This is a genomic window from Flavobacterium sp. B167r, from assembly GCF_056824315.1.
Map to the genome: position 1 here is coordinate 4,545,030 of NZ_CP124859.1, position 25,138 is coordinate 4,570,167.

Annotated in this window: 19 protein-coding genes; 8 read left to right on the plus strand and 11 right to left on the minus strand. The window is 34.5% G+C overall.

Annotation, left to right across the window (positions count from 1 at the left end; genetic code table 11):
- The first annotated feature begins 46 nt into the window (after positions 1 to 46).
- The 5 genes from QLQ96_RS19890 to QLQ96_RS19910 all read left to right on the plus strand — a co-directional run bounded on the left by QLQ96_RS19890 (position 47) and on the right by QLQ96_RS19910 (position 6,712).
- Positions 47 to 805 (plus strand): MlaE family ABC transporter permease, encoded by a 759-nt coding sequence (locus QLQ96_RS19890; protein ID WP_482492789.1) that lies wholly within the window; start codon positions 47 to 49, stop codon positions 803 to 805.
- A 4-nt stretch (positions 806 to 809) separates the two neighbouring features.
- Entirely contained in the window at positions 810 to 1,586 is a 777-nt protein-coding gene (locus QLQ96_RS19895; RefSeq protein WP_482496987.1) for an ABC transporter ATP-binding protein, read from the plus strand.
- A 22-nt stretch (positions 1,587 to 1,608) separates the two neighbouring features.
- Positions 1,609 to 2,460 (plus strand): MlaD family protein, encoded by an 852-nt coding sequence (locus QLQ96_RS19900; RefSeq protein ID WP_482492791.1) that lies wholly within the window; start codon positions 1,609 to 1,611, stop codon positions 2,458 to 2,460.
- A 154-nt stretch (positions 2,461 to 2,614) separates the two neighbouring features.
- Positions 2,615 to 5,434, plus strand: coding sequence for an AsmA family protein (locus tag QLQ96_RS19905; protein ID WP_482492792.1), 2,820 nt, complete (start codon positions 2,615 to 2,617; stop codon positions 5,432 to 5,434).
- 78 nt (positions 5,435 to 5,512) lie between these two features.
- The gene (locus tag QLQ96_RS19910; RefSeq protein ID WP_482492793.1) at positions 5,513 to 6,712 is read left to right on the plus strand and encodes an NAD(P)/FAD-dependent oxidoreductase; all 1,200 of its coding nucleotides are present in this window, start codon (positions 5,513 to 5,515) and stop codon (positions 6,710 to 6,712) included.
- Between the two features lie 84 nt (positions 6,713 to 6,796).
- Here QLQ96_RS19910 and QLQ96_RS19915 read toward each other — a convergent pair whose 3' ends face one another.
- On the minus strand, positions 6,797 to 7,750 hold the full coding sequence (locus QLQ96_RS19915; protein WP_482492794.1) for a bifunctional helix-turn-helix transcriptional regulator/GNAT family N-acetyltransferase: 954 nt from the start codon (positions 7,748 to 7,750) through the stop codon (positions 6,797 to 6,799).
- A gap of 245 nt (positions 7,751 to 7,995) precedes the next feature.
- Positions 7,996 to 9,021, minus strand: coding sequence for a helix-turn-helix domain-containing protein (locus tag QLQ96_RS19920; protein ID WP_482492795.1), 1,026 nt, complete (start codon positions 9,019 to 9,021; stop codon positions 7,996 to 7,998).
- Between the two features lie 172 nt (positions 9,022 to 9,193).
- Between QLQ96_RS19920 and QLQ96_RS19925 the strand changes: the two genes are divergently transcribed.
- Together QLQ96_RS19925 and QLQ96_RS19930 are read left to right on the plus strand one after the other, a co-directional pair.
- Complete coding sequence (locus tag QLQ96_RS19925; protein ID WP_482492796.1) at positions 9,194 to 9,679, plus strand: DNA-deoxyinosine glycosylase; 486 nt, start codon at positions 9,194 to 9,196, stop codon at positions 9,677 to 9,679.
- Between the two features lie 296 nt (positions 9,680 to 9,975).
- A complete protein-coding gene (locus tag QLQ96_RS19930; protein WP_482492797.1) occupies positions 9,976 to 10,410 on the plus strand; it encodes a DUF6526 family protein in 435 nt (144 codons plus the stop codon).
- 68 nt (positions 10,411 to 10,478) lie between these two features.
- Here the strand turns inward: QLQ96_RS19930 and QLQ96_RS19935 are convergent, their stop codons facing one another.
- The 3 genes from QLQ96_RS19935 to QLQ96_RS19945 form a co-directional block, all read right to left on the minus strand.
- Complete coding sequence (locus QLQ96_RS19935; RefSeq protein WP_482492799.1) at positions 10,479 to 11,645, minus strand: hypothetical protein; 1,167 nt, start codon at positions 11,643 to 11,645, stop codon at positions 10,479 to 10,481.
- Between the two features lie 177 nt (positions 11,646 to 11,822).
- Positions 11,823 to 13,244, minus strand: coding sequence for an MATE family efflux transporter (locus tag QLQ96_RS19940; RefSeq protein WP_482492800.1), 1,422 nt, complete (start codon positions 13,242 to 13,244; stop codon positions 11,823 to 11,825).
- A 60-nt stretch (positions 13,245 to 13,304) separates the two neighbouring features.
- Positions 13,305 to 13,781, minus strand: coding sequence for a MarR family winged helix-turn-helix transcriptional regulator (locus QLQ96_RS19945; RefSeq protein WP_482492802.1), 477 nt, complete (start codon positions 13,779 to 13,781; stop codon positions 13,305 to 13,307).
- Between the two features lie 174 nt (positions 13,782 to 13,955).
- On the opposite strand from QLQ96_RS19945, the gene QLQ96_RS19950 reads away from it, so the two are divergent.
- Positions 13,956 to 14,870, plus strand: coding sequence for a hypothetical protein (locus tag QLQ96_RS19950; RefSeq protein WP_482492804.1), 915 nt, complete (start codon positions 13,956 to 13,958; stop codon positions 14,868 to 14,870).
- 373 nt (positions 14,871 to 15,243) lie between these two features.
- Here QLQ96_RS19950 and QLQ96_RS19955 read toward each other — a convergent pair whose 3' ends face one another.
- The 6 genes from QLQ96_RS19955 to QLQ96_RS19980 form a co-directional block, all read right to left on the minus strand.
- The gene (locus QLQ96_RS19955; RefSeq protein WP_482492805.1) at positions 15,244 to 17,262 is read right to left on the minus strand and encodes a glycoside hydrolase family 97 protein; all 2,019 of its coding nucleotides are present in this window, start codon (positions 17,260 to 17,262) and stop codon (positions 15,244 to 15,246) included.
- A 25-nt stretch (positions 17,263 to 17,287) separates the two neighbouring features.
- Positions 17,288 to 18,532 (minus strand): glycoside hydrolase family 99 protein, encoded by a 1,245-nt coding sequence (locus QLQ96_RS19960; RefSeq protein ID WP_482492807.1) that lies wholly within the window; start codon positions 18,530 to 18,532, stop codon positions 17,288 to 17,290.
- Between the two features lie 249 nt (positions 18,533 to 18,781).
- Complete coding sequence (locus QLQ96_RS19965) at positions 18,782 to 20,293, minus strand: RagB/SusD family nutrient uptake outer membrane protein (RefSeq protein WP_482492809.1); 1,512 nt, start codon at positions 20,291 to 20,293, stop codon at positions 18,782 to 18,784.
- A gap of 28 nt (positions 20,294 to 20,321) precedes the next feature.
- Positions 20,322 to 23,336: a SusC/RagA family TonB-linked outer membrane protein gene (locus QLQ96_RS19970; protein WP_482492811.1), complete on the minus strand. Its 3,015-nt coding sequence runs from the start codon at positions 23,334 to 23,336 to the stop codon at positions 20,322 to 20,324.
- A 28-nt stretch (positions 23,337 to 23,364) separates the two neighbouring features.
- The gene (locus QLQ96_RS19975) at positions 23,365 to 24,447 is read right to left on the minus strand and encodes a hypothetical protein (RefSeq protein WP_482492812.1); all 1,083 of its coding nucleotides are present in this window, start codon (positions 24,445 to 24,447) and stop codon (positions 23,365 to 23,367) included.
- A gap of 8 nt (positions 24,448 to 24,455) precedes the next feature.
- On the minus strand, positions 24,456 to 24,977 hold the full coding sequence (locus QLQ96_RS19980; RefSeq protein ID WP_482492813.1) for a DUF5004 domain-containing protein: 522 nt from the start codon (positions 24,975 to 24,977) through the stop codon (positions 24,456 to 24,458).
- Positions 24,978 to 25,138: the final 161 nt, after the last annotated feature.

Below are 25,138 nucleotides of genomic sequence, written 5' to 3' on the forward strand. Positions count from 1 at the left end.
TCATTAAAATTTTCATTTTATATCATTCACATTAAAACAAAAAATTTTGATTCTCGATATTAAAAATACATTCGCCGAAATTGGAGAAACCACAATATTCGCCAAAAGGTTTTTTAAGGAGGTTTTTGTTCCGCCTTATGAGACTAGAGAGTTCCTAAAACAATGCTACATTATAGGATACAAATCTCTGCCGTTGGTTGCTATTACAGGTTTCATTATGGGATTGGTGCTTACATTGCAGTCACGCCCGACATTAGTGAAATTTGGTGCCGAATCGTGGCTTCCCGGAATGGTGGCGCTTTCGCTAATACGCGAAATTGCTCCTGTGATTACAGCTTTGATTTGCGCAGGAAAAATTTCGTCAGGAATTGGAGCCGAATTAGGATCGATGAAAGTAACAGAACAAATTGATGCTATGGAAGTTTCAGCTGTAAATCCGTATAACTATTTGGTTGTAACGAGAGTGCTTGCCTGCACTTTGATGGTTCCTCTTTTGGTGTTTTTTGCTGATGCGATTGGAATTATTGGCGGTTACGTGGGCATCAACATTCATGGAGATGTCAATTTTTACCGTTTTTTAACCCAAATCATTCAATCCTTAGCATTTTTAGATCTTTTTCCTGCCACGATAAAAACTTTCTTTTTTGGATTTATTATAGGCATGATTGGGTGCTATAAAGGATTTACCGCTTCAAACGGAACAGAAAGTGTGGGTCGAGCTGCCAATTCTGCAGTTGTAACAGCATCGTTAAGCATTTTTATTATAGATATGGTCGCGGTGCAAATAACCGATTTATTCTTTTAAAATGATGGAAGAAAAATTACATAAAGAACCTAAAACGAAAGAGAAAGATCAAACTCCAATTATTGAGATTAAAGATCTGCATAAAACTTTTGGAAAAGATAATACCATTTTAAAAGGCGTTAATCTCACGCTGAATAAAGGTGAAGATTTAGTCGTTTTGGGTCGTTCTGGCTCTGGAAAATCGGTAACTATAAAATGTATTGTTGGATTAATTGAACCAGACAAAGGCGAAATTAAAGTTTTTGATGAAAACGTTCTTAACATCTCCAAAAGCGAACTGAATGAAATTAGAGTCAGAATCGGATTTCTTTTCCAAAGCGGGGCGCTCTACGATTCGATGTCAGTTAGAGAAAATCTCGCTTTTACATTAACCAAACACAAACGCGATTTAAGTCACGAAGAAGTTGAAAGTGAAGTAATGGAAGCGCTGGAAAATGTTGGCCTTGCCGAAGCAGTAGACAAAATGCCTTCAGAACTTTCGGGCGGAATGAGAAAACGAATCGGTTTGGCGAGAACTTTAATCTTAAAACCAGAAATAATTTTATACGACGAACCCACAACTGGTTTAGATACGATCACTTCGAGAGAAATCAGCGAATTGATCTTAGATATTAAACACAAACAAAAAACTTCTTCGATCATTATTACTCACGATATGGCCTGTGCAAAAATGACTGCCGATCGAATTGTAGTTTTAAAAGATGGTGTTATTCACGCCGAAGGAACGTATGAAGAATTAGAAAAAGACGAAGACGAATGGGTACGCTCATTTTTTGAATAAAGCAAAATAAATAATCAAAATCATGAAAAAGGAATCTGGATATACTTGGAAATTAGGAATGTTCGTTACGATAGGTTTACTGCTTTTTGTTATGGCCGTATACTTTATTGGAAAACAGCAGAATCTTTTTGGTTCAACCTTTCACATTAGTTCTCAGTTTAAAACGGTAAGCGGTTTAGAGGTCGGAAACAATGTTCGTTTCTCTGGAATTAATGTCGGAACTGTAGAACAAATTCAGTTAAAAAATGACTCGACTGTAAGAGTTGTTTTGGTTATGAAAGAAGATGTTCGAAAATTCATTAAAACTGATGCCACAGCCAGCATTGGTTCTGATGGTTTAATGGGCGATAAAGTTTTAACTATTTCACCAGGTGCAAAATCTCAAAAAGAGATTGAAGACAACGGACAAATTGCTTCTGTAGACGGAATCGAAATGCAAGATATTATGAAAAGCGTGAAGAAAAGCGTGGATAATATTGGCGTGATTTCAGACGAAATAGCGATTTTCAGCCACAGTATGAACAACGGAAACGGCGCTTTGGCAAGATTGGTTAAAGATGATAAAATGGCTAACAGCGTTTCAAATACGCTTTCTAATTTAGAATCTGGAACGAAAGGATTTAGTGACAATATGGAAGCCGCAAAAAGCAATTTCCTTTTGAGAGGTTATTACAAGAAAAAAGAGAAAGAAAAAGCTAAAAAAATAGAAGAGAAAAAAGAGAAACAGGAAGAAGCGAAAGAGAAGCAAGAAGAAGAAAAGCAAAAAGCAGCTAAAGAAAAAGAAAAAAAGGATAAAGAGCTGAAAGAACAAAAAGAAAAAGAAGAAAAACAAAAACAGGAAGAAGCTAAAAAAGCAGAAACCGAGAAAAAATAAAAAGACAAATTCCAATCCTCTTTTTATGTCTTCCTGAGCGAAGTCGAAGGACACACAGTATAGACTTAGCATGAGATCCTTCGACTTCGCTCAGGAAGACAGCCAATCAGCATCTCACATCTCACAATTTACAATTCCACAATTATAAAAATATATGCCTAATTCATTCAAACATACCGCCTTTAAAGTTTTAAAAATTACTGGAATTACGATTGCTGTGGTTTTGTTTTTGCTTTTTATTATTCCGCTGCTTTTTCCCGGGAAAATTGCTACTGAAGTAAAGAAAATTGCAAACGAGCGATTAGACACCAAACTTGATTTTACGAAATCTAAACTTTCCTTTTTTACGCATTTTCCGTCATTAACCGTTTCGCTTGACGAATTATCTTTAACTGGTTCTAAGCCTTTTAGTAACGACACTTTATTAAAAGCCGATCAGGTAGCTTTTGGAATCGACATAAAAAGACTGCTTTTTGACAACGAAGTTAAAATCAATAAACTCTATGTTTCTAATGCTTTGATCAATGTTATGGTGAATGAAAAAGGTCAGGCAAACTATAATATTTATGTTGCTCCAGAAGATAGGAGCAAAAAAGTAGATCCGAATGCTCCAGAAGAAGGAACAGCAATTCGATTGGAACGTATTGATTTACAAAACTGTCACGTAAAATATAACGACCGTTCTGCAAAAATTTTGGTTGATGCAAAAGGTTTTAATTATATCGGAAAAGGAAATTTAAGCGAAGATATTTTTGACCTAGCAACCGATGCTAAAATCGATAATCTGGATTTCTATTACGATCGAACAGGTTATTTAAGACGAAAAGAAGTTCGCGCCGATTTAATTACCCGAATCAACACGCACGCCCTTACATTCATTCTTCAAAAAAATGAACTCCATATTAATAAACTTCCTCTAAAATTTACGGGGTTATTTAGCATTTTAAGAGACGGATATAAAATCAATATCAAAGCAGCTTCAGAAGATACAACTGTAAAAGATTTGCTTTCTGTAATGCCTCCTGAATATTTAACTTGGTTAGAAAAAACAGAAATTTCAGGAAGAAGCGATTTATTGCTCAGCTTTAAAGGAGATTATAATGTTCAGAAAAAGCAAAAACCAAACTTGGCTTTCAATTTAAAAATTAATGAAGGTTCGGTAAATTATAAAAATTCGCCCGTTCCTTTAACCGATTTTCAAATGGATTTGAATGCCATGCTTCCGTCTTTGGATACCGAACAATTATTGGTCAATCTGAGAACTTTGAAATTTAAGGTTGGCGAAAAAGATTATTTTAATGCTTATCTTCACAGTAAAGGTCTAAGCGAAATGTCGATTAATGCAAGTGTGAAAGGTGCATTAGACCTTGCTGTTGTTGATGCTGCTTTAGGTTTAGAAAATATTGACATCAAGGGAATTTTAAAAACCGATATTCAGGCACGCGGAGTTTTCAGCACTTCTAAAAAATTATTTCCAAAAACTATTGGAGGCATTTCACTTCGAAATGGATGGCTTAAAACCAAATATTATCCAAATCCAATTACGAATATCACTTTTGTGGCAAACATGCTTAATAAGGCTGGAACATATCAGGATTTGATTGTTGCCGTTGCTCCCGCTTCTTTTACTTTTGAAGGAAATCCTGTTTACGTAAACGCCGCTTTATCAGATTTTAGCGATTTAGCTTATAATGCCAAAATTAAAGGCGAACTGAATGTCGGCAGAATTTATCAGGTTTTCTCTCAAAAAGGCCTTGACTTAACGGGTTATGCCAAAGCTGATCTTTCGCTAAAAGGAAAACAAAGTTATGCCACCGCTGGGCAATATGATAAATTGGATAATAAAGGAACATTAATCCTTAAAAACATTAAAGCGACTTCAGAATTATTTCCGAAAGCATTCTTCATCAAACAAGGAAATTTCCGTTTTCAGAATGAAAAAATGTGGTTCGAAAAATTCAATGCTTCCTACGGAAAATCAGATTTTGATATCAATGGTTATCTGCTGAATACGATTAATTATTTTTTAGAATCGAAAGGAACTCTGAGCGGAAACTTCAAGCTAAAATCAAAACTGATTAATGTCGACGAATTTATGGCGCTTGAAGAAGGCGAAAACAAAGACCGAAACATTGAGGTAGAATATGCCAAAGAAGACCATCCAAAAATGAGCGGTGTGGTTATTATTCCGAAAAACCTAAACGTCAATTTAGATGCCAGCGCAGACAAAATAGAATTCAATAAATTGGTATTTAACAAATTAAACGGAAAAATAGGAATAAAAAAAGAAGGATTTTACTTAGAAAACATTACCTTTAATATAATTGACTGTGTTTTAGGAGTTAATGCGCTCTACAAGGACGAATCTCCAACCTCGGCACGTTTTGATGCTCATTTTACAGCTAAGGATTTTGATGTTCAAAGAGCTTACAAAGAAATTCCGATGTTTCATGACATGGTGACTGCTGCTGAAAAAGCACACGGAATAATCTCTGTCGATTACAAAGTGAAAGGAGATTTGAACGGAAATATGAGCCCAATTTATGAATCTATGCAAGGTGGAGGGACAATAAATTTACGTGATGTAAAAATTAAAGGACTGAAACTTTTTGACGGAATTAGTTCTAAAACAGGACAAAACGGTTTGAATAATCCTGACATGAAAGGAATTGAAATCAAATCGACTATAGACAACAATCTTATAAATATTGAGCCATTTACCTTTAAAGTTGCCAGTTTTAGACCAACTGTTAAAGGAACTACAAGCTTTGATGGACTTTTGGATCTTAGAATGCGTTTAGGTCTTCCGCTCTTCGGAATTATAGGTTTTCCGATTGTAATTACTGGAACACATGAAGCTCCAAAAATTAAAATATTCAGTAAAACGGGGCAAGAAATTAATCCAGCTGTTTATGATGAAAAAAATAATAAAGTAATTCGAGAAGAAAAAGTTAGTAAAAAGAAAACCAAATAGCAATGAATTCTAAAATAAGTACATAGCCGAAAAAAGAAAAACACTACACCAAAAATACCTCTAAAAAAATAACCAAAAATGAAATTGAGCTCTACTGAAACCTATTGGCCTTTAAAAAATGCCATAAAACAAAGTTACCCTTCAATAGATTCTGATATCCACACTGACATTTTAATTATTGGTGGAGGCATAACAGGAGCTTTAACAGCCTATAAATTATTAAACGAAGGAAAAAAAATAGTTCTTGTAGACCGTCGGGATGTCTGTGGCGGAAGTACATCGGGCAGTACCGCTTTATTGCAATATGAAATTGATGTTCCTCTACATCAGCTCATTAAACTTCGCGGCGCGAGATGTGCCGTTGATAGTTATCAAAACGGGAAAAAAGCTATTTTTGATCTTCGAAATATAATTGACACAGTAGGAAGTGATTGCGGTTTTGAGTTCAAAAAAAGCGTTTATTTCACTACTCTAAAAAAAGATGTTCCTTATTTAAAAAATGAATTTAAAGCTAGAAAACAGCATGGTTTTGAAATCAGCTGGCTGAGCAGATCAGAATTGCAAAAAATGGGATTGAATGCAATTGCAGGAGTAGAATCTAAAACTGCTGCTGTTATGGATCCTTTTAAGCTTGCAAGCGATCTTTTGTTTCATTGCCATGAGAAAGGAATGCAGATTTTTGACCGAACTAATATTGCTTCTATTCAGCATCAAAAAGGCGACATTATTGCCACTACAGATTCAAAACACGTCATCACGGCCGATCATATCATACACTGCACAGGTTACGAAAGCACAGAAACGCTAAAAGAAAAAGTAGTTGATTTAAAAAGCACTTACGTTATTACTTCCGAAAGTCTGTCTGATCTTCCAGAGAATTTTAAAAACACCATTTTTTGGGATACCGCAGCACCTTACCACTACATTCGAACTACAGAGGATAATCGAATTATTATGGGAGGTGGCGACGAAGATTTTAAAGATACTTCAAAACGCGATAAATTACTTCCAAAAAAAGAGGCTTATCTTTTAAAACAATTCTCAAAAAGGTTTCCTGGTTTAGATTTCAAAATCGATTATTCTTGGGCTGGCACTTTTGGGGAAACTAAAGACGGACTTCCCTATTTCGGAAAACCAAATCCGAGGAAAAATGAGCATTATATTTTAGGCTTCGGAGGAAACGGAATCACTTTTAGCGTAATCGGAATGAATTCAATTCTGGATTCTCTCAATAATAAAAAAAATACAGATTTGGATTATTATCGTTTTGGGCGTTAAAAAGACACCAAGACACTAAGATACTGAGATGCTAAGGTTCTAAGTTTTTTCTTAGTAGCTTAGCATCTCAGCCCCTTAGCAACTTTAAGAAATCACCAACTCCATCTGAATATTGCAACGTTTATAAGGTGTTTCAAGTCCGAAAACTTTTTCAAAGCCTAATTTATAATATAGATTTATTGCAGGTTTTAAGATGGTATTGCTTTCTAAATAAATTTTCCTTGCTCCCATTTCTTTAGCCGAATTTACGATTGCTTTTCCTAACATCCAGCCAATATTTTTCCCTTGTGCTTTTGGAGAAACCGCCATTTTTGCCATTTCAAAATCATATTCCGAATTAGTCATTTTGATTAGCGCGCATACACCAACAGGCTCATTTTCATACAATGCCACTAGAATCTTTCCTCCTTTTTTCAAAATATAATCTTCGGGATTATCCAAAGCTTTATAATCAGCTTCTTCCATTTCGAAATAAGTTGAAATCCATTCTACGTTTAATGCTTTAAAAGCTTCTTTGTATTGAGGCTGATATTCGATAATTTTTACATCTTTACTTTCCCTTTCTTTTTTCTGCTCACTGACTCTTTTAACCAATGATTTTTGCTCCAAAAGAAATTCCCATTCTTCAAGGGCAGCCCACAAATTATGTTTAGCTTCTGAAATTACGCCTTCAATTGCAACATCAATATCTTTTAATTGTTGTTTTACAATCTGAGAAATTGCGATTCCTTTTTCAGTCAAAACTACATTATTTTTGCGTTTGTCATCGGTTTTTAAACTTTCCTGAACCAAGCCTGCGGTAATCATTTCTTGAATAATTTTACTCACAGAAGGCTGAGAATGCCCGATTTCATTTGCGATTTCTGTAATTGTAATTTCACGTTCTTCAGCTAGCGTGTAAAAAACTGGAAACCATTTAGGTACAAAATCAACACCGTATAATTCATAAATTTTAGAAGCATCATCAGTAACAACAGCAGTCATTAAACGCAAACGGCTCCCAAGAGCAGATTTACCAACTTTATTAAAAAATTCCATAAATAATTAATTATATAACTAGTTATGCAAATGTACCTAAAAAAAACTTTTTGGCAAAAGTTTTTTTTAGGTACAAAGGTTCAGAGTTACAAAGTGACAAAGTTTTAAACTTTGAAACTCTGTTGCTTTGAACCTTTGCAACTTTTATATATTATGCTTTAGAGCTAACGACTTTAAATAAAAACTGTGTTTTCTTTAGTAGAACATCAAGTGAAATCTTTGAACCTTTGTTCCTTTGAACCTAATTAAGCTGTAATAGCCAGAGAATTCAAATTAAACTTATACTCTTTCGGGCTGCAGTTGAATTTTTGTTTGAATATTTTAGAAAAATAGCTTCTGCTGGTAAAACCAATGCAATACACGATTTCTGAAATATTTAGGTCGGATGTTCTAATTAAGATTTCGGCTTTTAAAACGCGCATGTGTGTAATGTAATCGTTGACCGTGCGATTGTGAATCATCTTGAAACCTTCTTGAAGTTTGTTTGGAGACAATCCAGATTTTTTACTTAGAGATTTAATTGAAAAAGCTTCTTCTGGACTTGATTTTATGAATTCCGAAAGCTCTTTTATTTCTTCCAATTCTCTCAAAGTAAGTCCGTTTGGTTCATTCGCGAAAGCGTGTAAATCATCAGAATGCTGCTGGATTTCCATTGCAAGAATAATTCTCATGATTCCTTCTTTCAACAAATTGCGAACAATTCCTGTTTGAGTAATAGAATTAAGCTGTTCAATTTTTTCTGCAATCTGCAAATTATATGAACCAATGTAAAAGAAATCAGTTACTTGATTATTTTCAAAGAAAGTGTCTTTTACCTGTTGGTTTAACGAATGAACTTGATTTGCTGCATCAATCTGAGTTCCGACAATAATTAAGGTAAGTTTTGTTTTCTTCCCTTTTTCAAAAAATAAAACATTGTCCTGATTTTCTTTTGATGTTACAATTGCAGTCTGAAAGGTTTTAAGTTTTCGCTCTTCTCCATCCAATCCAAAACTATGCGAAAGATTTCCTTTAGAACAATATGCAAAATAAATAGGTGACGATTTTACGTTTAGAAAATCCAGTCTGACATCTTCAGTAAATGTCATATCAAACTGAACATAAGAAATATTATCGTTAAATGAAGCTCCTATAATTGCGCCTTCAGCAAAGTTATTTTCTATTTCAAGTGAATATTCGTCTAAATCAAAAGTCACTTTTCCGCCAAAACTAGTCTGAAGTTCATCAAATATATTTTGAGTTTTTTCTGTATTTATAGTAACTATTTTCATGGTTCGCCGGATTTAAAATTATAATTTGCTAACAGATAATTTTGTAAAAATCTGAAATTCAAAGTTCGTTTAAAGACCCGCCAAGAATGTTATATAATTTTTTTGTTTTGTTTTATAATTCCTTATAAATGTTTATTTTAACATACATCACAATACATTTAATAGATTAAGTATGAAAAGTTTTTCGTTTGCCCCTATTAGTTCTCCAACTTCAAAAATTCTGATTTTAGGCACCATGCCTGGAACGAAGTCTTTAGAACTCAATCAATATTATGGTCACAATCAGAATAATTTTTGGAAATTTATGTTTCCTATTCTAGGAGAAGAATTTTCCAACGATTATGAAATACGAAAAGAATTATTAATTAAAAACAACATTGCGCTGTGGGATGTCTTACAATTTTGCGATCGTGTTGGAAGTTTGGATAGCGCCATCAAAAATGAGATTGCAAATGATTTTGAAGATTTTTTAGAAAAACATCCTGATATAGAAAGCATTCTTTTTAATGGACAAAAAGCGGCGGCATTTTTCAAAAAATATGTTCACTTGACAAAAGAATACCAAACCTTTACGCTTCCATCAACAAGTCCCGCTAATGCTAGCAAGACTTCCCAAGATAAATTAAACGAATGGAATATCATTAAAACCTTATTATAAAGCTTGCTTTTACATAATTACAATGCCAATATTGGAATCATGTAACTTTTTCTTCTTAAAGTATAACAAAAAACAACCACTCTCAATCTAATTTTACATCAAGAAAATAAGTCATATTGAAGATTGATAAACGAAATGAAAAAGGCTTTCTTCTTATTAAAATTTACAAAGCAAACTGTAAAAGGTTTAGTCTATAAAGAGAACATTGGTTATGTTAGTTTATTTTTGGGAAAAAGCTACTCTATAGAAATATAGAGTAGTTTTGTTTTTATAGAATGCCATTTAAACGTGAAAACATGAAAATTCAGACATATAGAAATCATATCAGGTTTTATACTCCACACCATTTTATATATTATCCTGTTTTAATTTTGTTCTTAATTGGCAGTATTTATTTGTCCATTACAACAGAAGATCATTTAATATGGGCATTTATTAGCGTGGGTTTTGTATTTCTTTTTGCACTTGCCTACATGCTGCGCCAACATTATGCTTTAACACTTCAAAATAGAATTGTACGCTTAGAAATGCGTTACCGATATTTTACACTTTCAGGCAAAAGATTCGAAGAATTTGAATACAAACTCACAGACGATCAAATATTTGCGTTACGCTTTGCGCCAGACGATGAATTAGTTCCTCTTGTTGAAGATACTTTAAAGAATAGCTTAACTGGCGACGCGATCAAGAAAGCAATTGTACACTGGAAAGCAGATTATCATAGAGTTTAAAAATGACAATTTCAAATTAAAACTTTTAAGCTTTATTCGGCATTGCGTATTAATTATTTTTGAAATTGTTATTTAACTTTTTTCTTATTGAAAGGAAGGTAAAACAAAAACAAAATGATCCAAACTGAAAAAATTACAGCAAAATAAATTCCAATAATATTTGGATGCAAATATTTAGGTTCGTAAAATAATCTATCTAGTGCTTTAAATTTTTCTGACAAAACTTGTCTATCAAAAACATTTCTGATTGCATTAAGCGGTTCTTCTTGATTATCTCTATAATGATATACATCTTGAGCCAACTCTTTCGGAACCAGCCTTGTTTCTATGTTGAATTTTCTTAGGAGCGTATCTAATTTCTGAAAGGTATATATCATCGAATCTTTCTTAGCCTTATAAAGTAAGTTATAACGCTCTACAGCCACTTCATATCGCTGTTTCTCAATTGAATCTCCGTGAATGGGCTTAAACAAAGATTTGTTTTCTAAGAAAATGCAAATATCATCATCATGTTCTGCATTCACAGAAATGCTCTTAAAAACAATTTCAGTACTATCTCCTACGATCTTTTTTGAGATCACTCTTTTGTGCAATTCTTCTTTATCAAAACCAACAATATCAAAGATACTGTCTGCCTTGCTTGTCGTCTTTTCAAAAGTATCTGTTAAAGTCCTTATGGTGTCAATACTGTAATAATTGGTTTCTGTAATAGGAAATTCACCTGGTACAATTGTGTCTACTTCCTTGATTACAGGATAAGGTTTTGGGTATAAAATGTTTTCATAATTGAACAATTTCTGCGAAGTATAAGAAGTATATGCATACAGAAACGGATTTAAAACATTGAGCAGTTTTTTATCCTTATTAAATTCATTTTCAGACAATTCAGCTTTAAGTTTGGCGTTCATACCGAAACTGTAGCTTATAAAAAATGAGAAAGTCAGAAATGAAATAAAAAGCAGGCAGCCGCTGATTTTAAGCAATTTTTTTCCTTCATAATTTCCTGTTGAATGATTTCGAATTAAAAAAATAAGAAAGAAAAACAAAAACAAACCACTCACGAAAAAATGCGAAATCGAAACGTCATCGTAAAATTTAAATCGATAAAACTCAGTGCGGTCACCGATATTTTTTAGTCCTTGAAAAGTAAAATAACCATACAAAAAGTATATTAAGTGAATTATGGCTAATACAATAACAGATTTTACAAAATAACGCTTTAGAGTTTTATTCATGGCTTTTTTTTAAAAGGTTCTGAGTTACTGAGCTTCTAAGATGCTAAGTCTTTTTGAGGTTTCTAATATACTGAAAATTTATTTTATCGAAAAAATATTACAAAAAAAAGACGCACAAAGTGCGTCCTCAAAAAGCGTCGAAACTTAGCATCTTAGAAACTCAGCACCTTAGTATCTTTATTTAGAAATATCAAATCCCTCTTTAACTATTTCGCTTTCAACTTTATCAATCAATTTATTAGTTTTCCCTGAAAGCCTTTCTTTCTTCCAGTCTCCTTTTATGTAAAGAATTAAAGTAATCAAAGCAGTTACAACTGAAGCAATTGGAAATGCCCACCAAATTCCGATTTTACCCAAAGAAGTATTGTGAGACAAGATATACGCTAATGGAAACTGAATTACCCATTGTGAAACCAAAGTTAGAATCATAGGCAATTTTGTATTTCCTACGGCACGAAAAACTCCCGTTAAGCAAAGCTGTAAACCTAAAAATCCCCATGAAAGACAAGTAATTCTCAACAATTCTGTTCCTCCTTTAATAACCGCTTGATCATTAGGAACAAAAAATGCGATTAAATACGGCGCAAAAATAAAAGCGATAATTCCAAGACCCGTCAATAATCCGAAACCTAAATAAGCGCCGAGTTTTGAGATTTCTCCTGCGCGTTCTATATTTCCTGCACCAATATTTTGTCCGACAAGAGTCGCTATCGCCATTGATAATCCTAAAGCAGGAATTAAAATCAGCTGAATCAAATTGGAACCTGCTCCATAAGATGCTACCGTTAGAGTTCCAAAACGAACGATCAAAAATGTGATGGCCATCATTCCTAAAGCGCGCATAGATTGTTCGATTGAAGAAGGAAATCCAATTTCAAAAGCTCTTTTTATGTGTTGGTAATCAGGTTTAAAATCCGAAATGCGAAGATGGATTCCGTGTTTTCCTCTAAACAAAATTGCGAAACCAATCATAATAGCCAGAAGTTGTGTAAATAAAGTTGCTAAAGCCGCACCTTTTACGCCCATTGCAGGAATAAAATTCCATCCGTAAATAAACAGCGGATCAAGAGCAAAATTCAAAATCACAGTTCCTAAAACAATGTAAACCGGCAATGTCACACGCCCGACTCCACGCATAATCGACTGGAAAATCATAAATCCGAAACTAAAAACCAAACCGACAAAGGCGACACGCATAAATCCTAATGCATCAACATAAACCGCTGGCTCTACCTTTAGCAGATATAAAAAATACGGACTTAAAAAATATCCTATAATCGATAAAAAAACAGAAACTATTATCACCATCGACAAAGTCTGCGCTGCCACATGATTGACCATTTTCTGGTTTCCTGCACCAAAATATTGTGCAATCAAAATAGAACCTGCTATCGCTAATCCGGTTCCTAAAGCAATGGTTAAAAATATTACTGGCGTACTTATTGAAACCGCGGCAACGGCATCGCCACCTAAACGTCCTACCCAAAAAGCATCAACCAACTGATATGCGGCTTGCAGTAAATTAGCAATCATAATCGGAACTGCTAATTTTAATAAAGAAGAAAGGATTGGCCCTTCTAACAATTCATTTTTTTTCATTTATTCAAAATAATTATTTAAAAATAAGTTGACATGTCAACTTTTAAAGTTTAAAAAAAATTAAAGGGTTTCTAATTTGTCTGCATACAGTTTTATTGTGTTCAACGCTTCAACTCTTTCTTTTGGAGAAAAAACAGACATTACTTCCTCTTCTGCCCTTTTCATTAGGTAACGAATGTTTTTTGCCAGCGTAACGCCTTCATCTGTAAGACTTACAATATTTTTACGTTTGTCCATTTTATCTTTTACAACCTCAACCAGTTTCTTTTTTTCAAGTGCAGAAATACTTCTCAAAATAGATGATTTATCACGCATTGTTTTGTCTGACAATTCTCTTTGCGAAAGACTTTTATGATGCAAAATCATTAGCAATGGCAATTGTTCCAACTGCAATGTGATTCCTGCTTCATTCATTAGCGCATTTGTTCTTCTAAAAATGGCTCTTTTTATACGGTGAATCTGAAAGAAGAAACTTTCTGATATTTCTTCTTTCCAAAAATTTGAAAAACCTTCCTTATCTGTATGTTTATTTTCCATGATGCAAAATTACGAAAAATATTGACATGTCAACCATTTTTAAATAAAATCCTTATTTTACTGATATACAATTGATTCACAAAAATATTTCAACTTCAAAAACAAAAATGAACGATTATTTTTACTAACTTTAATTGTTAAATATTACCTAATAAAAACTTAAAAACTACTCTGATGAAACAATTATTTATTTTTTTGGTAATGATGCTCCTTTGGATTCCGCTAAACGCTCAAACTGTTGCTGAAACCACTAATAATGAAGATTTAACAGCAAACTTAAAAATCGAAAACAAAGATTTTCAAGATACTAGCTTAGAAGATCTTCCTTGGCATAATAGACGATTTAAAGTTTCTGCCGGAGGTTTTTTTCCTGTAAATAATACCATCGTTAAAGTTGAAGGCAACAACGGAAATGTAGGAACTGAAATTGATCTTGAAAGTGATTTAGGTTTTTCTAAATCATCTGCGTCTTTTTTAGGAACATTTGACTGGAGAATATCTAAGAGATCAAGATTGGGTTTTGAATATTTTGTATTAGATAGAACTGCAACCAAAACGCTTCAAAGAGATATCAACTTTGGAGACAATACCTATGAAGTAAATGGAAGAGTACGAGGTACTTTTAATGTTCAGATTATGAGAGTTGCTTATGGCTACGCCATTCTTTCTAAACCAAAGTATCAAGCTGGTTTATTGGTCGGAGCCCATGTGCTCTTCGCAGATTTAGGCTTGCAATTAGAAGCTAACACACAAAGCATAGAAAAGCATGATAGTTTTGACTTTACTGCTCCGCTGCCAGATGTTGGAATTTGGGGTGAATTTGTTCTGGGAAAACGCTGGGGTTTATATGCTAACGTAAATTATCTTGCCGTACAAATTGATGAAACCGATGGCCGAATTATAAGTTATGGTTTGTCTGTTTTATATAATGTTCATCAAAACTTTAGTCTTACAGCGGGTTATACTGGATTGAATTTTAGAGTAGATACAGTTCAGGAGCGTTTAAACGGTTTCCTAAAATGGGGTTACAACGGACCAACATTAACTGCAGTCTATACTTTTGGAAAGCATGTTAAGGTTACTAAATAAAGGTTCCAAGTTACTAAGTTGCTGAGATGCTGAGATGCTAAGATTCTAAGTTTTTTTACCGCTAAGAACGCAAAGATATTTTTATTAAGCATTCTAAATATAGCCTAAAAAATAAGTTCGCAAAGCTTTGTGTAGATAAAGCTTTGCGAACTTATTTTTTTAAATGACTCAAAAAAACTTAGCGGCCTTGCGTAATTCTTTACGCTTTTTGCGGTAAAAGCAACATGCTAAATAAAAAAACAAACCCCATAACTTCTCAGCTATCGGGTTTGTCACCAAACTTAAACTTACTTAACTCAAAATAAAACTTTATAAACTAGAATCTAAAAAACTTTAGAACCTCAGCATCTTAGAAACTTAGAACCTTAAAAAACTATTTTTCAATTGGTGTGAATTTCACTGCTGTTCCTCCGCCAGCTGCTAATTTGATATCTAATATCGTTTTGCTATTTACTTTTTGTTTAGAGATTGTAACTGGATATGGATTTGTTTTATAATTTGCCCCTGGTCCGTCTTCGTAGATTTGAGCTTCGTATTCTTTATCTTTGTCTAAAAACGAAAGTGCTACTTTTAAATCTCTTGCATTTCTATTGGTAATCGAACCCAAGTACCAATTTTTCTCATCCCAATCTTTACGGGCAATTGTGGTGTATTCTCCAATTTTAGAATCTAAAACTTTGGTGTCTGACCAAGTGCAAGGCACATCTTTTATGAATTGAAACTCTGGCTTTCCTTCATAATTTTCAGGTAAATCTGAAGCCATTTGCAACGGACTGAAAATGATCACATACAATGCCAACTGATTCGCCAAAGTCGTTTGCACTTTTGCTCCAGAAGGTGTTTTATAGTCAAAATTGAAATTACCAGGTGTGTAATCAAAAGGTCCTGAAAGCATTCTTGTAAAAGGCAAAGTCGTTAAATGCTCTGGCGTATTTCCGCCATCTACAGACCATGCATTATATTCTTGTCCGCGTCCGCCTTCTTGTGACATAAAGTTCGGATAAGTACGCTGTAAACCAGTTCCTTTCATTGGTTCGTGGTTATCAATCATGATATGGTATTTAGCAGCCATTTCAATTACTTTTCTGTAATGACGAGCTCCGTATTGACTATCATGCCATTCTTTTTTATCCAAAAATTTATTGACATAACCTGTTTTAACCGAATTTACTCCCATTTTCTGATAGAGTTTGAAAGCCTCTTCCAATTGGTTTTCATAATTTTTGGTTGCTCCAGCTGTTTCATGATGTCCAATTAAACGAACATTTTTCATAGCTGCATATTTTGTGATTTCTTCTAAATTAAAATCTGGATAGGCTTTTACAAAGCTAAACGCAGATCCGTCTGCTGTCCAATCTCCATCCCAGCCTTCATTCCAGCCTTCGACCAAAACTCCGTCAAAATTATTTTTCGCAGCAAAATCAATGTATTCTTTTGTATTTTTAGTTGTAGCGCCATGTTTTAAGCCTTGTCCCCAAGTGTATTTTTCTAAATGCATTCCCCACCAAATTCCGATATATTTTGAAGGTGTGATCCAAGATAAATCTTCAATTTTCGATGGTTCGTTTAGATTTAGCATAATGGTCGAAGTTGCCACATCACCTGGAGTTTTACCTACAACAATAGTTCTCCAAGGCGTTTTAAAAGGAGTTTCTGCATATACTTTTACGCCATCAGCCCACGGCACTAAATCACTTTTATATTGTTTGTCTTTTGTTTTTAAAAGCGTCATTGAAGCAAAATCTGTTAGGTTGGCTTCGTGAATCGCAACGTACAATTTATCTTTAGTTTCAAAAGTTGCAGGCGTGTTAATCGTGTCTGTTTTACTCATTAAGGTTTTACGATATTCACTTTCGTAATAACTATTTTCACGGTGAACTGGAATCCACCAAACTTCATTATTATCTTTAAAAGTAAATTGCGTTACTTCATTAGAAATTTTGACTTTTCCTAAATGTGGCTGTTTCGGAAATTCATAACGAAATCCAACTCCGTCATCAAAAACTCTAAAGATGATATCGACCAAACGCTCCTCGCCTTTTGCTTCTTTTAAATGAACAATCAGTTCGTTATGATGATCTCTCACTTTTTTGAATTCGCCCCAAGGCTGTTCCCAAGTTTCATCTGCTGATTTTTCTTCTGTTGAAACCACTTCGAAACCGTCGGTCATTTTTGCTAAACCTTGAAATTCAAATCCCATAAGTGAAGGTTCAATAACCGATTTTCCGTTAGAAGAAAAACTATATTGAGGCTGTCCAGAAGGTGTTAGTTCAAAAGTTAATTCAGAAATCTTTTCCGGAGAACTGATTTTATACGTTTTTTTAGTACTGCAAGCCATAACGAGCATCGAGGCAAAGGCGATTAGACAGTATCTATATTTTCTGTTTTTCATTATTTATATTGTATTAATTACAGCTCTATTTTATTTCGCTTAATGTTTGTTTTGCTTTTGCAGGCTGCATTGAAACAAAATAATTAAACGCCTCATCGAGTTTTTTCTGGGCTTCGACATTTCCTTTTTTCTGTACGCGTAAATCATACAATTTGCTGATATCTGGAAATACACTTTCTGTATTTTTTACTCCAGCAAAAGCTTTTATTTTTTCAATGAAAGAATATCCAAATTCAACTGTCGGTTCAATCATGGTTCCTTCTCCGAAATCATTCCATGTAATCAGCTGCAGGTAGTTGATGTTTGCATTTTTAGCTAAAGCTAAAGTCTCGTCCAATGTCGCTCCGTTGTTGTGTTCAATCGTCCATGCGATTGCTGCACCGCCTCCGCCTTCAGCATAAAAATCTTTGAAACCAGGATAAGCGCTCCCCATAGCAACACCCAATTTTGGTTTGGTATTGGTATAGAAATTAGTTAGGTAACTATTGTCTTTGTACACCCAAGCATATTCGCCAGAAGCATTTTCTCCTGCCATTGAAGAATGATCCCAAAGTGTTAGGAAAGTCGGTTTTGCTGTTAAAGTATTAAAGACATTTGTCCATTCAGCTGGGGTCTTAAGTACAATTGGTCCAAAATTCATTAACAGCGGTTTACCATTAATTTTGATGTAATTTGCATCATAAAAATAATTCTTCTCTACATAAGCCAAATCTGTTTTTGCAGCGCCGGTTACCGAAATTGCTTTTCCTGCATTAACAACATTTGTCAGAAATCGGTCTTCGTACACAATCGCATATTCTAAACCAACTTTATCGAGCATTTCGATTAACTGATCTGTATTTTCTTTGACCATTGCATAATCGTTTACATCGTAAGTGCCGTACCAATCAATCAGAATTCCGTCAATTCCTGAATATTTCATCAACAGTAAATGATTTTCGATCACATTTTTATCGCCTGAGTGATAAGGCCCAATCAGCGGATAATAGTATGATGCAATTTCTTTACGGCCGTTTGCTCCTACGTTATTCGGATTTTTGTTTGCCATTGTCCAATGATATCCCCATTTTTTATCGGCACTGCTTTCGTTGGTTTCAAACCACGGCATGTAGTGCATATAAATTTTGGTGCTGTTGGTTTTCTCAATCGCAACAGGTTCTGTTTTTTCTGGTTCTACCGGTTTGTCTGAGCCTTTGTCATCGCTGCTGCAGCCAGCAACCATCGCAATGCTCATCAAACCAAAAACCAACGATGTGATATATCTTTTCATATTGATGTATTATTTTTTCTCACTGATTAAAGAATTAAAAGATTTGTTTCACGCAGATTTAAAAAAGATTTTAGCAGATCAATAAGGATTAATATTATTTGCTTTAATAAAATCTGTTTCAATCTGCAATAATCTGCTGAATCTGCGTGCAACAAAATCACTTTAATGTTTAGCTAAAAAACTGTAAATCTTTAAAAACATGTCAGCCTTCCACGACTAACCAACATGGAAGACTGACATTCTAGTACCCTAATTTGGATACCCAGGATTTTGTTTAAGGTTTTTATTTGTAGTTAAAACAGTACTTGGAATTGGGAAAATCGCTCTGTATTTCTCCGTTGCTCCTTTTGACCACCATGGCTCGAAGAATGTTCCGAAACGAATGTTGTCTGTTCTTCTTCTTCCTTCGAATGTAAATTCTTTCAACAATTCTTGATCTATGAACGGAAGATCAATTGTTGCTGGCAATTCTTCGCCTGCGCGAGACGCTACTTGCTGTACAAATGGTCTTGCTAAATCTGGCGCGCCTAAACGAACGTAGCATTCTGCCTGCATCATCAAGATTTCAGAGTAACGGATTAAAACAAAATCGTGATCACGTTCCCATTGTTCTCCTGCTTTCATTTCGTATTTAGACAAACGAACTCCTTCATTCTCTTTTGCATCTTCCAGACTAGTTAAGTTTTCCGTATAAGTAAGTGGTTCTCCGTTGTCCATCATAATCACAGTTCCTGTTGCAAGATTGATCTGATCGCCCTGAAGCATACATTTTTTTCTCTTGTCTGTATCTCCAAAAGCAGAATAAACTCCAGGTTGTGCGCACATTCCGTTTGCGCTCCAAGGGTAATTGTTTGGAATTGCAGAAATCGCTAATTTTTGATTGTAATGTGCAGACATTGAGTTCATATAATTCCCAACTGTTCCTGCTTTTGAATCGTAAGGAATAGCAAAAATAATTTCAGGAGAAATCTGATTTTCAGTCACAAAATTGGCAAAGAAATCTGGTGTCAAACTGTATCCTGTAACTTTCTGGCACATGTCGATGCAATCTTGCCAACGCGCCTGCCCAATAAATGCTTCCGAATTAAGATATAATCTAGCCAAAATAGAATATGCTACATTTCTAGTTAATTTAGAATACACCGGATTTGGATTTAAATATGGAAGAGCATCTGTCAATTCTTTTTCAACAAAATCGTAAACTTGTTTTCTTGTCGAATTACTTGGAAGATCTGTATCTTCAAAATTGGTTACAATTGGCACATTTCCGAATAAATCTAAAAGATTGTAGTAGTAATACGCTCTAAGCGCTTTTAATTCTGCAAAAATTGGCTCTTTTGATTTTTCGCTAAGAGATGATTTATTGATCTGATAAATGATTGCGTTGATCTTAGCAATTCCAGTGTAATTGTAACGCCAAGCCGAAAGAATCATTCTGTTATCTGATTTCCAAGTATGTTTTTGAGCATCTTGATATTGCCCGCCATCGTACCAGTTTGTACCTCTTGTCGGAATTGTAGCTTCATCTGAAACTACTTCATTCAAAAAGAAAACATATTCGCAAGTCGGGAAATTATTTGAGATTGCATCAGAGAATCCTCTTAACGAAGAATAAGCTCCACCTACCAGCGCATCGATTTCTTTGGATGTATTTCCGAAATTTCCATCTTCTACCTGATCATACAACTGCTCGTTCAAATCAGTACATGATACCGTAAAAAGCATGCTTAAAAGTATTGCTGCTGTTATTTTGATTTTCATTGTTAATATTTTATGGTTATCAATTCGCTTAGTTATTCAGCGTAAAATTTAATCCAACAGAAATTGTAGTTGGTCGAGGATAATTGTTGTATCTGTCAATTCCAGGAGCTGCCAAACCAGTTTGATCCATTTTTCCAGTTTGGTTTATTCCGTCCTGAGCATTTAAACCAATCTCTGGATCTACACCTTTGTAACCTGTAATTACAAATAAGTTTTCTCCCATTACATACATTCTCACTTTAGATTTTTTGTATTTCAATGGTAAAGTATAACCAAGAGATAAGGTTTGAAGTCTGAAGAAAGAAGCATCTTCGATCCAATAATCTGAATACTTTGGAGCCGAAGTAATACCGCTGCTTAAGAAAGAATCTGGCACATTAAAAGCGGGTAATCTGTTTGGATCGTTCAACATCATGTTTGTAGCATTTAAAGCCTTTTGTCCAAACATTCCGTATCCAGAAACTCCAAGATCAAAATTTCCGTAAGTAAAATTCATACCGATACCCAAAGTCAAATCTGGCTGAATGTTTCCTAAATCTGTTTTATCATCATCAATCAATGCATTTTCAGCAACTACTTGTCCTGCTGCATTATAATATTGAATTTTTCCATCAGCATCTAAACCAGCATTTTTGAATCCCCAGAAAGTTCCAACAGGATATCCTTCAGCAATAATTTGAGAATATTGTCCCGACATACCTGCTAAACCATGAAGAGATCCGCTGTAGATAACATCTGTTTTATAAGTCGGATTTGAAAGTTTCTCGATTTTCTGAACGTTATGTCCAAGAGTCAAATTCGCATTCCAATTGAATTTTTCCCCTTTAATAATATCAGCGTTTAAAGTTAACTCAACTCCTTTATTTGACATTTCACCAACATTCGCAAGCATTGTTCCTACTAAATATGGAGGCTGAGGCACTTCATAAGTATATAATAAATCTTTTGTCGTTTTAGAATAATATTCAAAAGATCCTGTAATTCTATTGAAAAGTCCGAAATCAAAACCAACGTTAATTTGTTCTGTAGATTCCCATTTCAAATCAGGATTTGGGTTTTGTTTTGGAGAATAAGCCAAACTCCACGTTTTGGTAACTGGATCGTAGTAACTGTCGCTTCCAACTCCTAAAATAGAAAGCGATTTATATTCGCCAATTCCATCTTGATTTCCTGTAACTCCGTAACCCACTCTCAGTTTTAAATTATCCAACCAGCCTTTTGAAGATTCCATAAATTCTTCGTTAGAAATTCTCCAAGCCGCAGAAGCAGATGGGAAAGTTCCCCACTTATTATTTTCTCCAAAACGGCTAGATCCGTCGCGTCTTACTGTTGCAGTCAATAAATATTTGCCATCGTAGCCGTAATTCGCACGAGCGTAAAAAGACACTAAATTTGATTTTCCTTTATATGAATACACATCATTTAAACGATAGTTGTAACCAGCACCTAAATTATTATAACTGAAAGCATCTGTTACAAAACCGCCTCTTTGCGCTCCAAAACCTTCGTAAATGTTTTCAAGGTAAGAATACCCCGCCAAAGCTCCGATGTTGTGTTTGTCTATAACTTTGCTGTAATTTACGTACAGTTCCCCTTGCGCATTTGTATATTCTGCATAAGTTCTTTGTGCAAAACCGCCTTCAGTCTGCCCTTCCATAACCGCGTAAGATGGCTTGTAAGTTCCCGCTTTTACTGCATTATGTTCTAACGAAATATTTGCTGTAGCCGTAAAGTCATTCAAGAATTTTACATCTGTTTTAAAGTATCCCAAAAGTCTGTGTCTTTCGTTATCGAATGTTCTATTCGTTAAAATCTCAACTGGATTTTCGTAAATATTTCCCGTTACAACACTAAAATTTCCGTTGGAATCGTAAACTGGAATCGTTGGATTTAAATTGTAAGCTCTTTCAAAAATTCTGTAATCAATTGGATGCCATTTGTCAATGTTTGCAAATAATCCCATATCAAATTTCACCTCTTTATTGTCTCCAAGAAATTGGTAAGCGCTAACATTTCCGCTTAATCTTTCTAAACCAGATTTTTTAATAACTCCTTCATTGTTTAAGTAAGAAAGTGAAGTTCTAAAACCACTGTCTGCTTTACCCGAATTGATGCTCAAAGTGTGAGATTGAGAAATTGCCGTTTGTTCGATTGCTTTCTGCCAGTTGGTATTTGCTCCATAATCAACCGCATCTGCAATTTGATTTTGGCGTACATATCCTCTCCATTGGTTTGCTGAAAGAAGATCTAAATTATCATTAACAAAACCAAAACTAGTTTGTCCGTTGTAAACAACAGAAACGCCTTTTGTTCCCGATTTTGTTGTAATCATGATTACTCCATTTGCTCCGCGAGAACCGTAAATTGCTGTTGCCGAAGCATCTTTAAGAACATCAACCGATTTAATATCTGAAGGCTGAACCACATTAATATCAACTCCTGCAATACCATCTACAACAATTAACGGACTATTGCTTGCTGTTAAAGAAGTTCCTCCACGAAGACGAATTGTAGAACCCGCTGCAGGATCTCCAGAAGGACGAATAATATTCAATCCTGCTACTTTTCCTTGCAAAACCTGCTCTGTGGAAGAAATAGTTCCTTTTACTAAATCATCTGCTCCAACTGTAGAAATTGCTCCAGTCAAATCTGATTTTTTTACTTTTCCGTAACCCACAGAAACTACCTGAACTTCTGCCAATGCATATCCGTCATTTTGCAAAGTAATTTCGTAATGAGAAGTATTTCCGGTAATCTGAACTTTCTGCGTTGTCGATCCGATAAACGAAATTTCGATTGCACTTCCTACAGCTACCTGAAGGCTAAACTTACCATCAAAATCTGTTGTCGTTCCGTTTTTAGTTCCTACTTCAATGATAGAAGCTCCTGGCAATACATTCCCTATATTGTCATAAACAGTTCCCGATATCTTTTTCGTCTGCGCGAAAGAATTGGCAGAAAGAAAAAGCATAAAAATCATCAATACCGCTGCCTTAGCAGTCCACATTTGATGCAGGACGCTTTTTGTATTTTTACTATTCATTAGAATTGGTGTTTTAATTTAATAGTGATTATTTATCTAAAGTTTTTAGCGGAATCGTCGTATCCGAAATCGTTTTGTCTTTATTGTCTTTTACCAAAACATGAATTTCACTTAAACTCGGAACTCCATTTAGTTCTGAAACCAGATTGACAAAACCTTTAATTTCTGCAGTTCCTCCAGTAAACTCACCAGAAATTGTTTTTGGTCCAGCTGTAATCGTGTAGATTAATTTGTTTACACCTGCTTCGTTATTTTTTCTTGACATTCCAAGAAAATCTTTCTGACTGATTTGTGATGGAAAGAAAGCAAAACTTGGTGGCGGTGGCGGAATAAATTCTCCTGCATAAATAACCTGATCGCCAGAAGTTGCTGTCCAATCTTTCGCAACCATCAGGAAAGTAATATTTTCCATAACAAAATCTGGTTCTGTATTGTAGTATTGCTGCGGAATCAAATCCATTCTGTAAAAACCGTTTCCAAGATCTTTTAATTTTGTTTTCTCAGACACTTCTGGAATCCAAGCTTGGTATTCTTGTAAAACTGCCCAATCGTTCAATCCGCTATGAAAATGAACGCTTGGAACACCAGCAAAACCATCTTTCAAATTAGAATTGAATAAAATACTTACCGGTTTATCAATTAAAGGTTTTGAGGGATAAGATCTAATTAACTCATTTGCCGTATAAAACGACGAAAAATCAGTGTAAGCCATATTGGCAACTTCACTTTGTTTAGATCCGTTTTTGTTTTTTAAACGAAACCAGAATCCGTCACTCGCTGCAATTTGCTCTGGAGTTTTAGAAAAATAAAGTGTTGGAGTCAATGTAAAACTCCAGATTTTATTTCCTTCATATTTCAGTTTTGCAAAATCTGATGAGTTTTCCCAGTTTCCAGCATCTGGTTCAGATGGAGACCAGATCCAGATATATAAATCTTCTGTTTCAGCAAATGTCGATGCCGACATATCAAAATACCAAGTAACTTGTTCATCATATTTGTAAACAACAGGAAATGATGACATTGGTCCCACAGATCCAGCAGCTTCCTGTGCATGAATAAAATTTGGAGCCATCAACAAGGCAAGTAAAATTGTATATATAAACTTTTTCATATTACTTTTTAATTAATAGCATTTAATTTAAACACATAAGACACGAAATCTACACCACCAGAAGAATGCGCCAATTGAATCTGCATTTCTTTGCTTTTACCTGGAACTGAAATAAATCTAAGTTCATCTGTTTTTTGCGTTTTCTGAGCATCGCTGTACAAATAGATTTTTGTTCCAACACCATTGGACTGCTGAAAATCTGCGCTAAGCGCCCAATATCCCTTAGGAGCAAATAACGGAGGAACATCTCCTGTCACTTCATAACTTGTAGGATTGTTATTCTCGTCTACATTAAATTTGATTTTGAAATCTTCGTAGTTAAAATAAGTACTCAAGTTTTCTTCGTTTGGTTCGATCTTATTTGCTTTCGCAACTTCATCAACCATTTTCAGATTTGTTAATCCCCAATTTCCATTTACTTTTTCATAAAGGGTAATCGGTTCTACGTAGCTTCCGTCATCTGTGTTATCGCATCCAATAGCAAAAAAACACATCAAAAAAGCTAGCCAATAAAGACTTTTACATTTCATAAATTTTTGGTTTTCGTTAGTTTGTTATCCCCTTCAAAAGGATATAGCGAAACTAGACGTTAAATAAATCCGAAAAAAAAAATCTGAGAAAAATCAAGATAAAATTTGAATACAATCAAACACAAATAACTATTAATCAGTCTTTTATATTTTTATTTATA

Excerpts from the sequence above, each read along its gene's own strand:
- QLQ96_RS19900 (WP_482492791.1), top strand. The coding sequence starts at position 1,609 with ATGAAAAAGGAATCTGGATATACTTGGAAATTAGGAATGTTCGTTACG.
- QLQ96_RS19945 (WP_482492802.1), bottom strand. The coding sequence starts at position 13,781 with ATGGAAAATAAACATACAGATAAGGAAGGTTTTTCAAATTTTTGGAAA.
- QLQ96_RS19980 (WP_482492813.1), bottom strand. The coding sequence starts at position 24,977 with ATGAAATGTAAAAGTCTTTATTGGCTAGCTTTTTTGATGTGTTTTTTT.
- QLQ96_RS19905 (WP_482492792.1), top strand. The coding sequence starts at position 2,615 with ATGCCTAATTCATTCAAACATACCGCCTTTAAAGTTTTAAAAATTACT.
- QLQ96_RS19955 (WP_482492805.1), bottom strand. The coding sequence starts at position 17,262 with ATGAAAAACAGAAAATATAGATACTGTCTAATCGCCTTTGCCTCGATG.
- QLQ96_RS19975 (WP_482492812.1), bottom strand. The coding sequence starts at position 24,447 with ATGAAAAAGTTTATATATACAATTTTACTTGCCTTGTTGATGGCTCCA.
- QLQ96_RS19915 (WP_482492794.1), bottom strand. The coding sequence starts at position 7,750 with ATGGAATTTTTTAATAAAGTTGGTAAATCTGCTCTTGGGAGCCGTTTG.
- QLQ96_RS19950 (WP_482492804.1), top strand. The coding sequence starts at position 13,956 with ATGAAACAATTATTTATTTTTTTGGTAATGATGCTCCTTTGGATTCCG.
- QLQ96_RS19920 (WP_482492795.1), bottom strand. The coding sequence starts at position 9,021 with ATGAAAATAGTTACTATAAATACAGAAAAAACTCAAAATATATTTGAT.
- QLQ96_RS19895 (WP_482496987.1), top strand. The coding sequence starts at position 810 with ATGGAAGAAAAATTACATAAAGAACCTAAAACGAAAGAGAAAGATCAA.
- QLQ96_RS19930 (WP_482492797.1), top strand. The coding sequence starts at position 9,976 with ATGAAAATTCAGACATATAGAAATCATATCAGGTTTTATACTCCACAC.
- QLQ96_RS19925 (WP_482492796.1), top strand. The coding sequence starts at position 9,194 with ATGAAAAGTTTTTCGTTTGCCCCTATTAGTTCTCCAACTTCAAAAATT.
- QLQ96_RS19910 (WP_482492793.1), top strand. The coding sequence starts at position 5,513 with ATGAAATTGAGCTCTACTGAAACCTATTGGCCTTTAAAAAATGCCATA.
- QLQ96_RS19960 (WP_482492807.1), bottom strand. The coding sequence starts at position 18,532 with ATGAAAAGATATATCACATCGTTGGTTTTTGGTTTGATGAGCATTGCG.
- QLQ96_RS19965 (WP_482492809.1), bottom strand. The coding sequence starts at position 20,293 with ATGAAAATCAAAATAACAGCAGCAATACTTTTAAGCATGCTTTTTACG.
- QLQ96_RS19940 (WP_482492800.1), bottom strand. The coding sequence starts at position 13,244 with ATGAAAAAAAATGAATTGTTAGAAGGGCCAATCCTTTCTTCTTTATTA.
- QLQ96_RS19970 (WP_482492811.1), bottom strand. The coding sequence starts at position 23,336 with ATGAATAGTAAAAATACAAAAAGCGTCCTGCATCAAATGTGGACTGCT.
- QLQ96_RS19935 (WP_482492799.1), bottom strand. The coding sequence starts at position 11,645 with ATGAATAAAACTCTAAAGCGTTATTTTGTAAAATCTGTTATTGTATTA.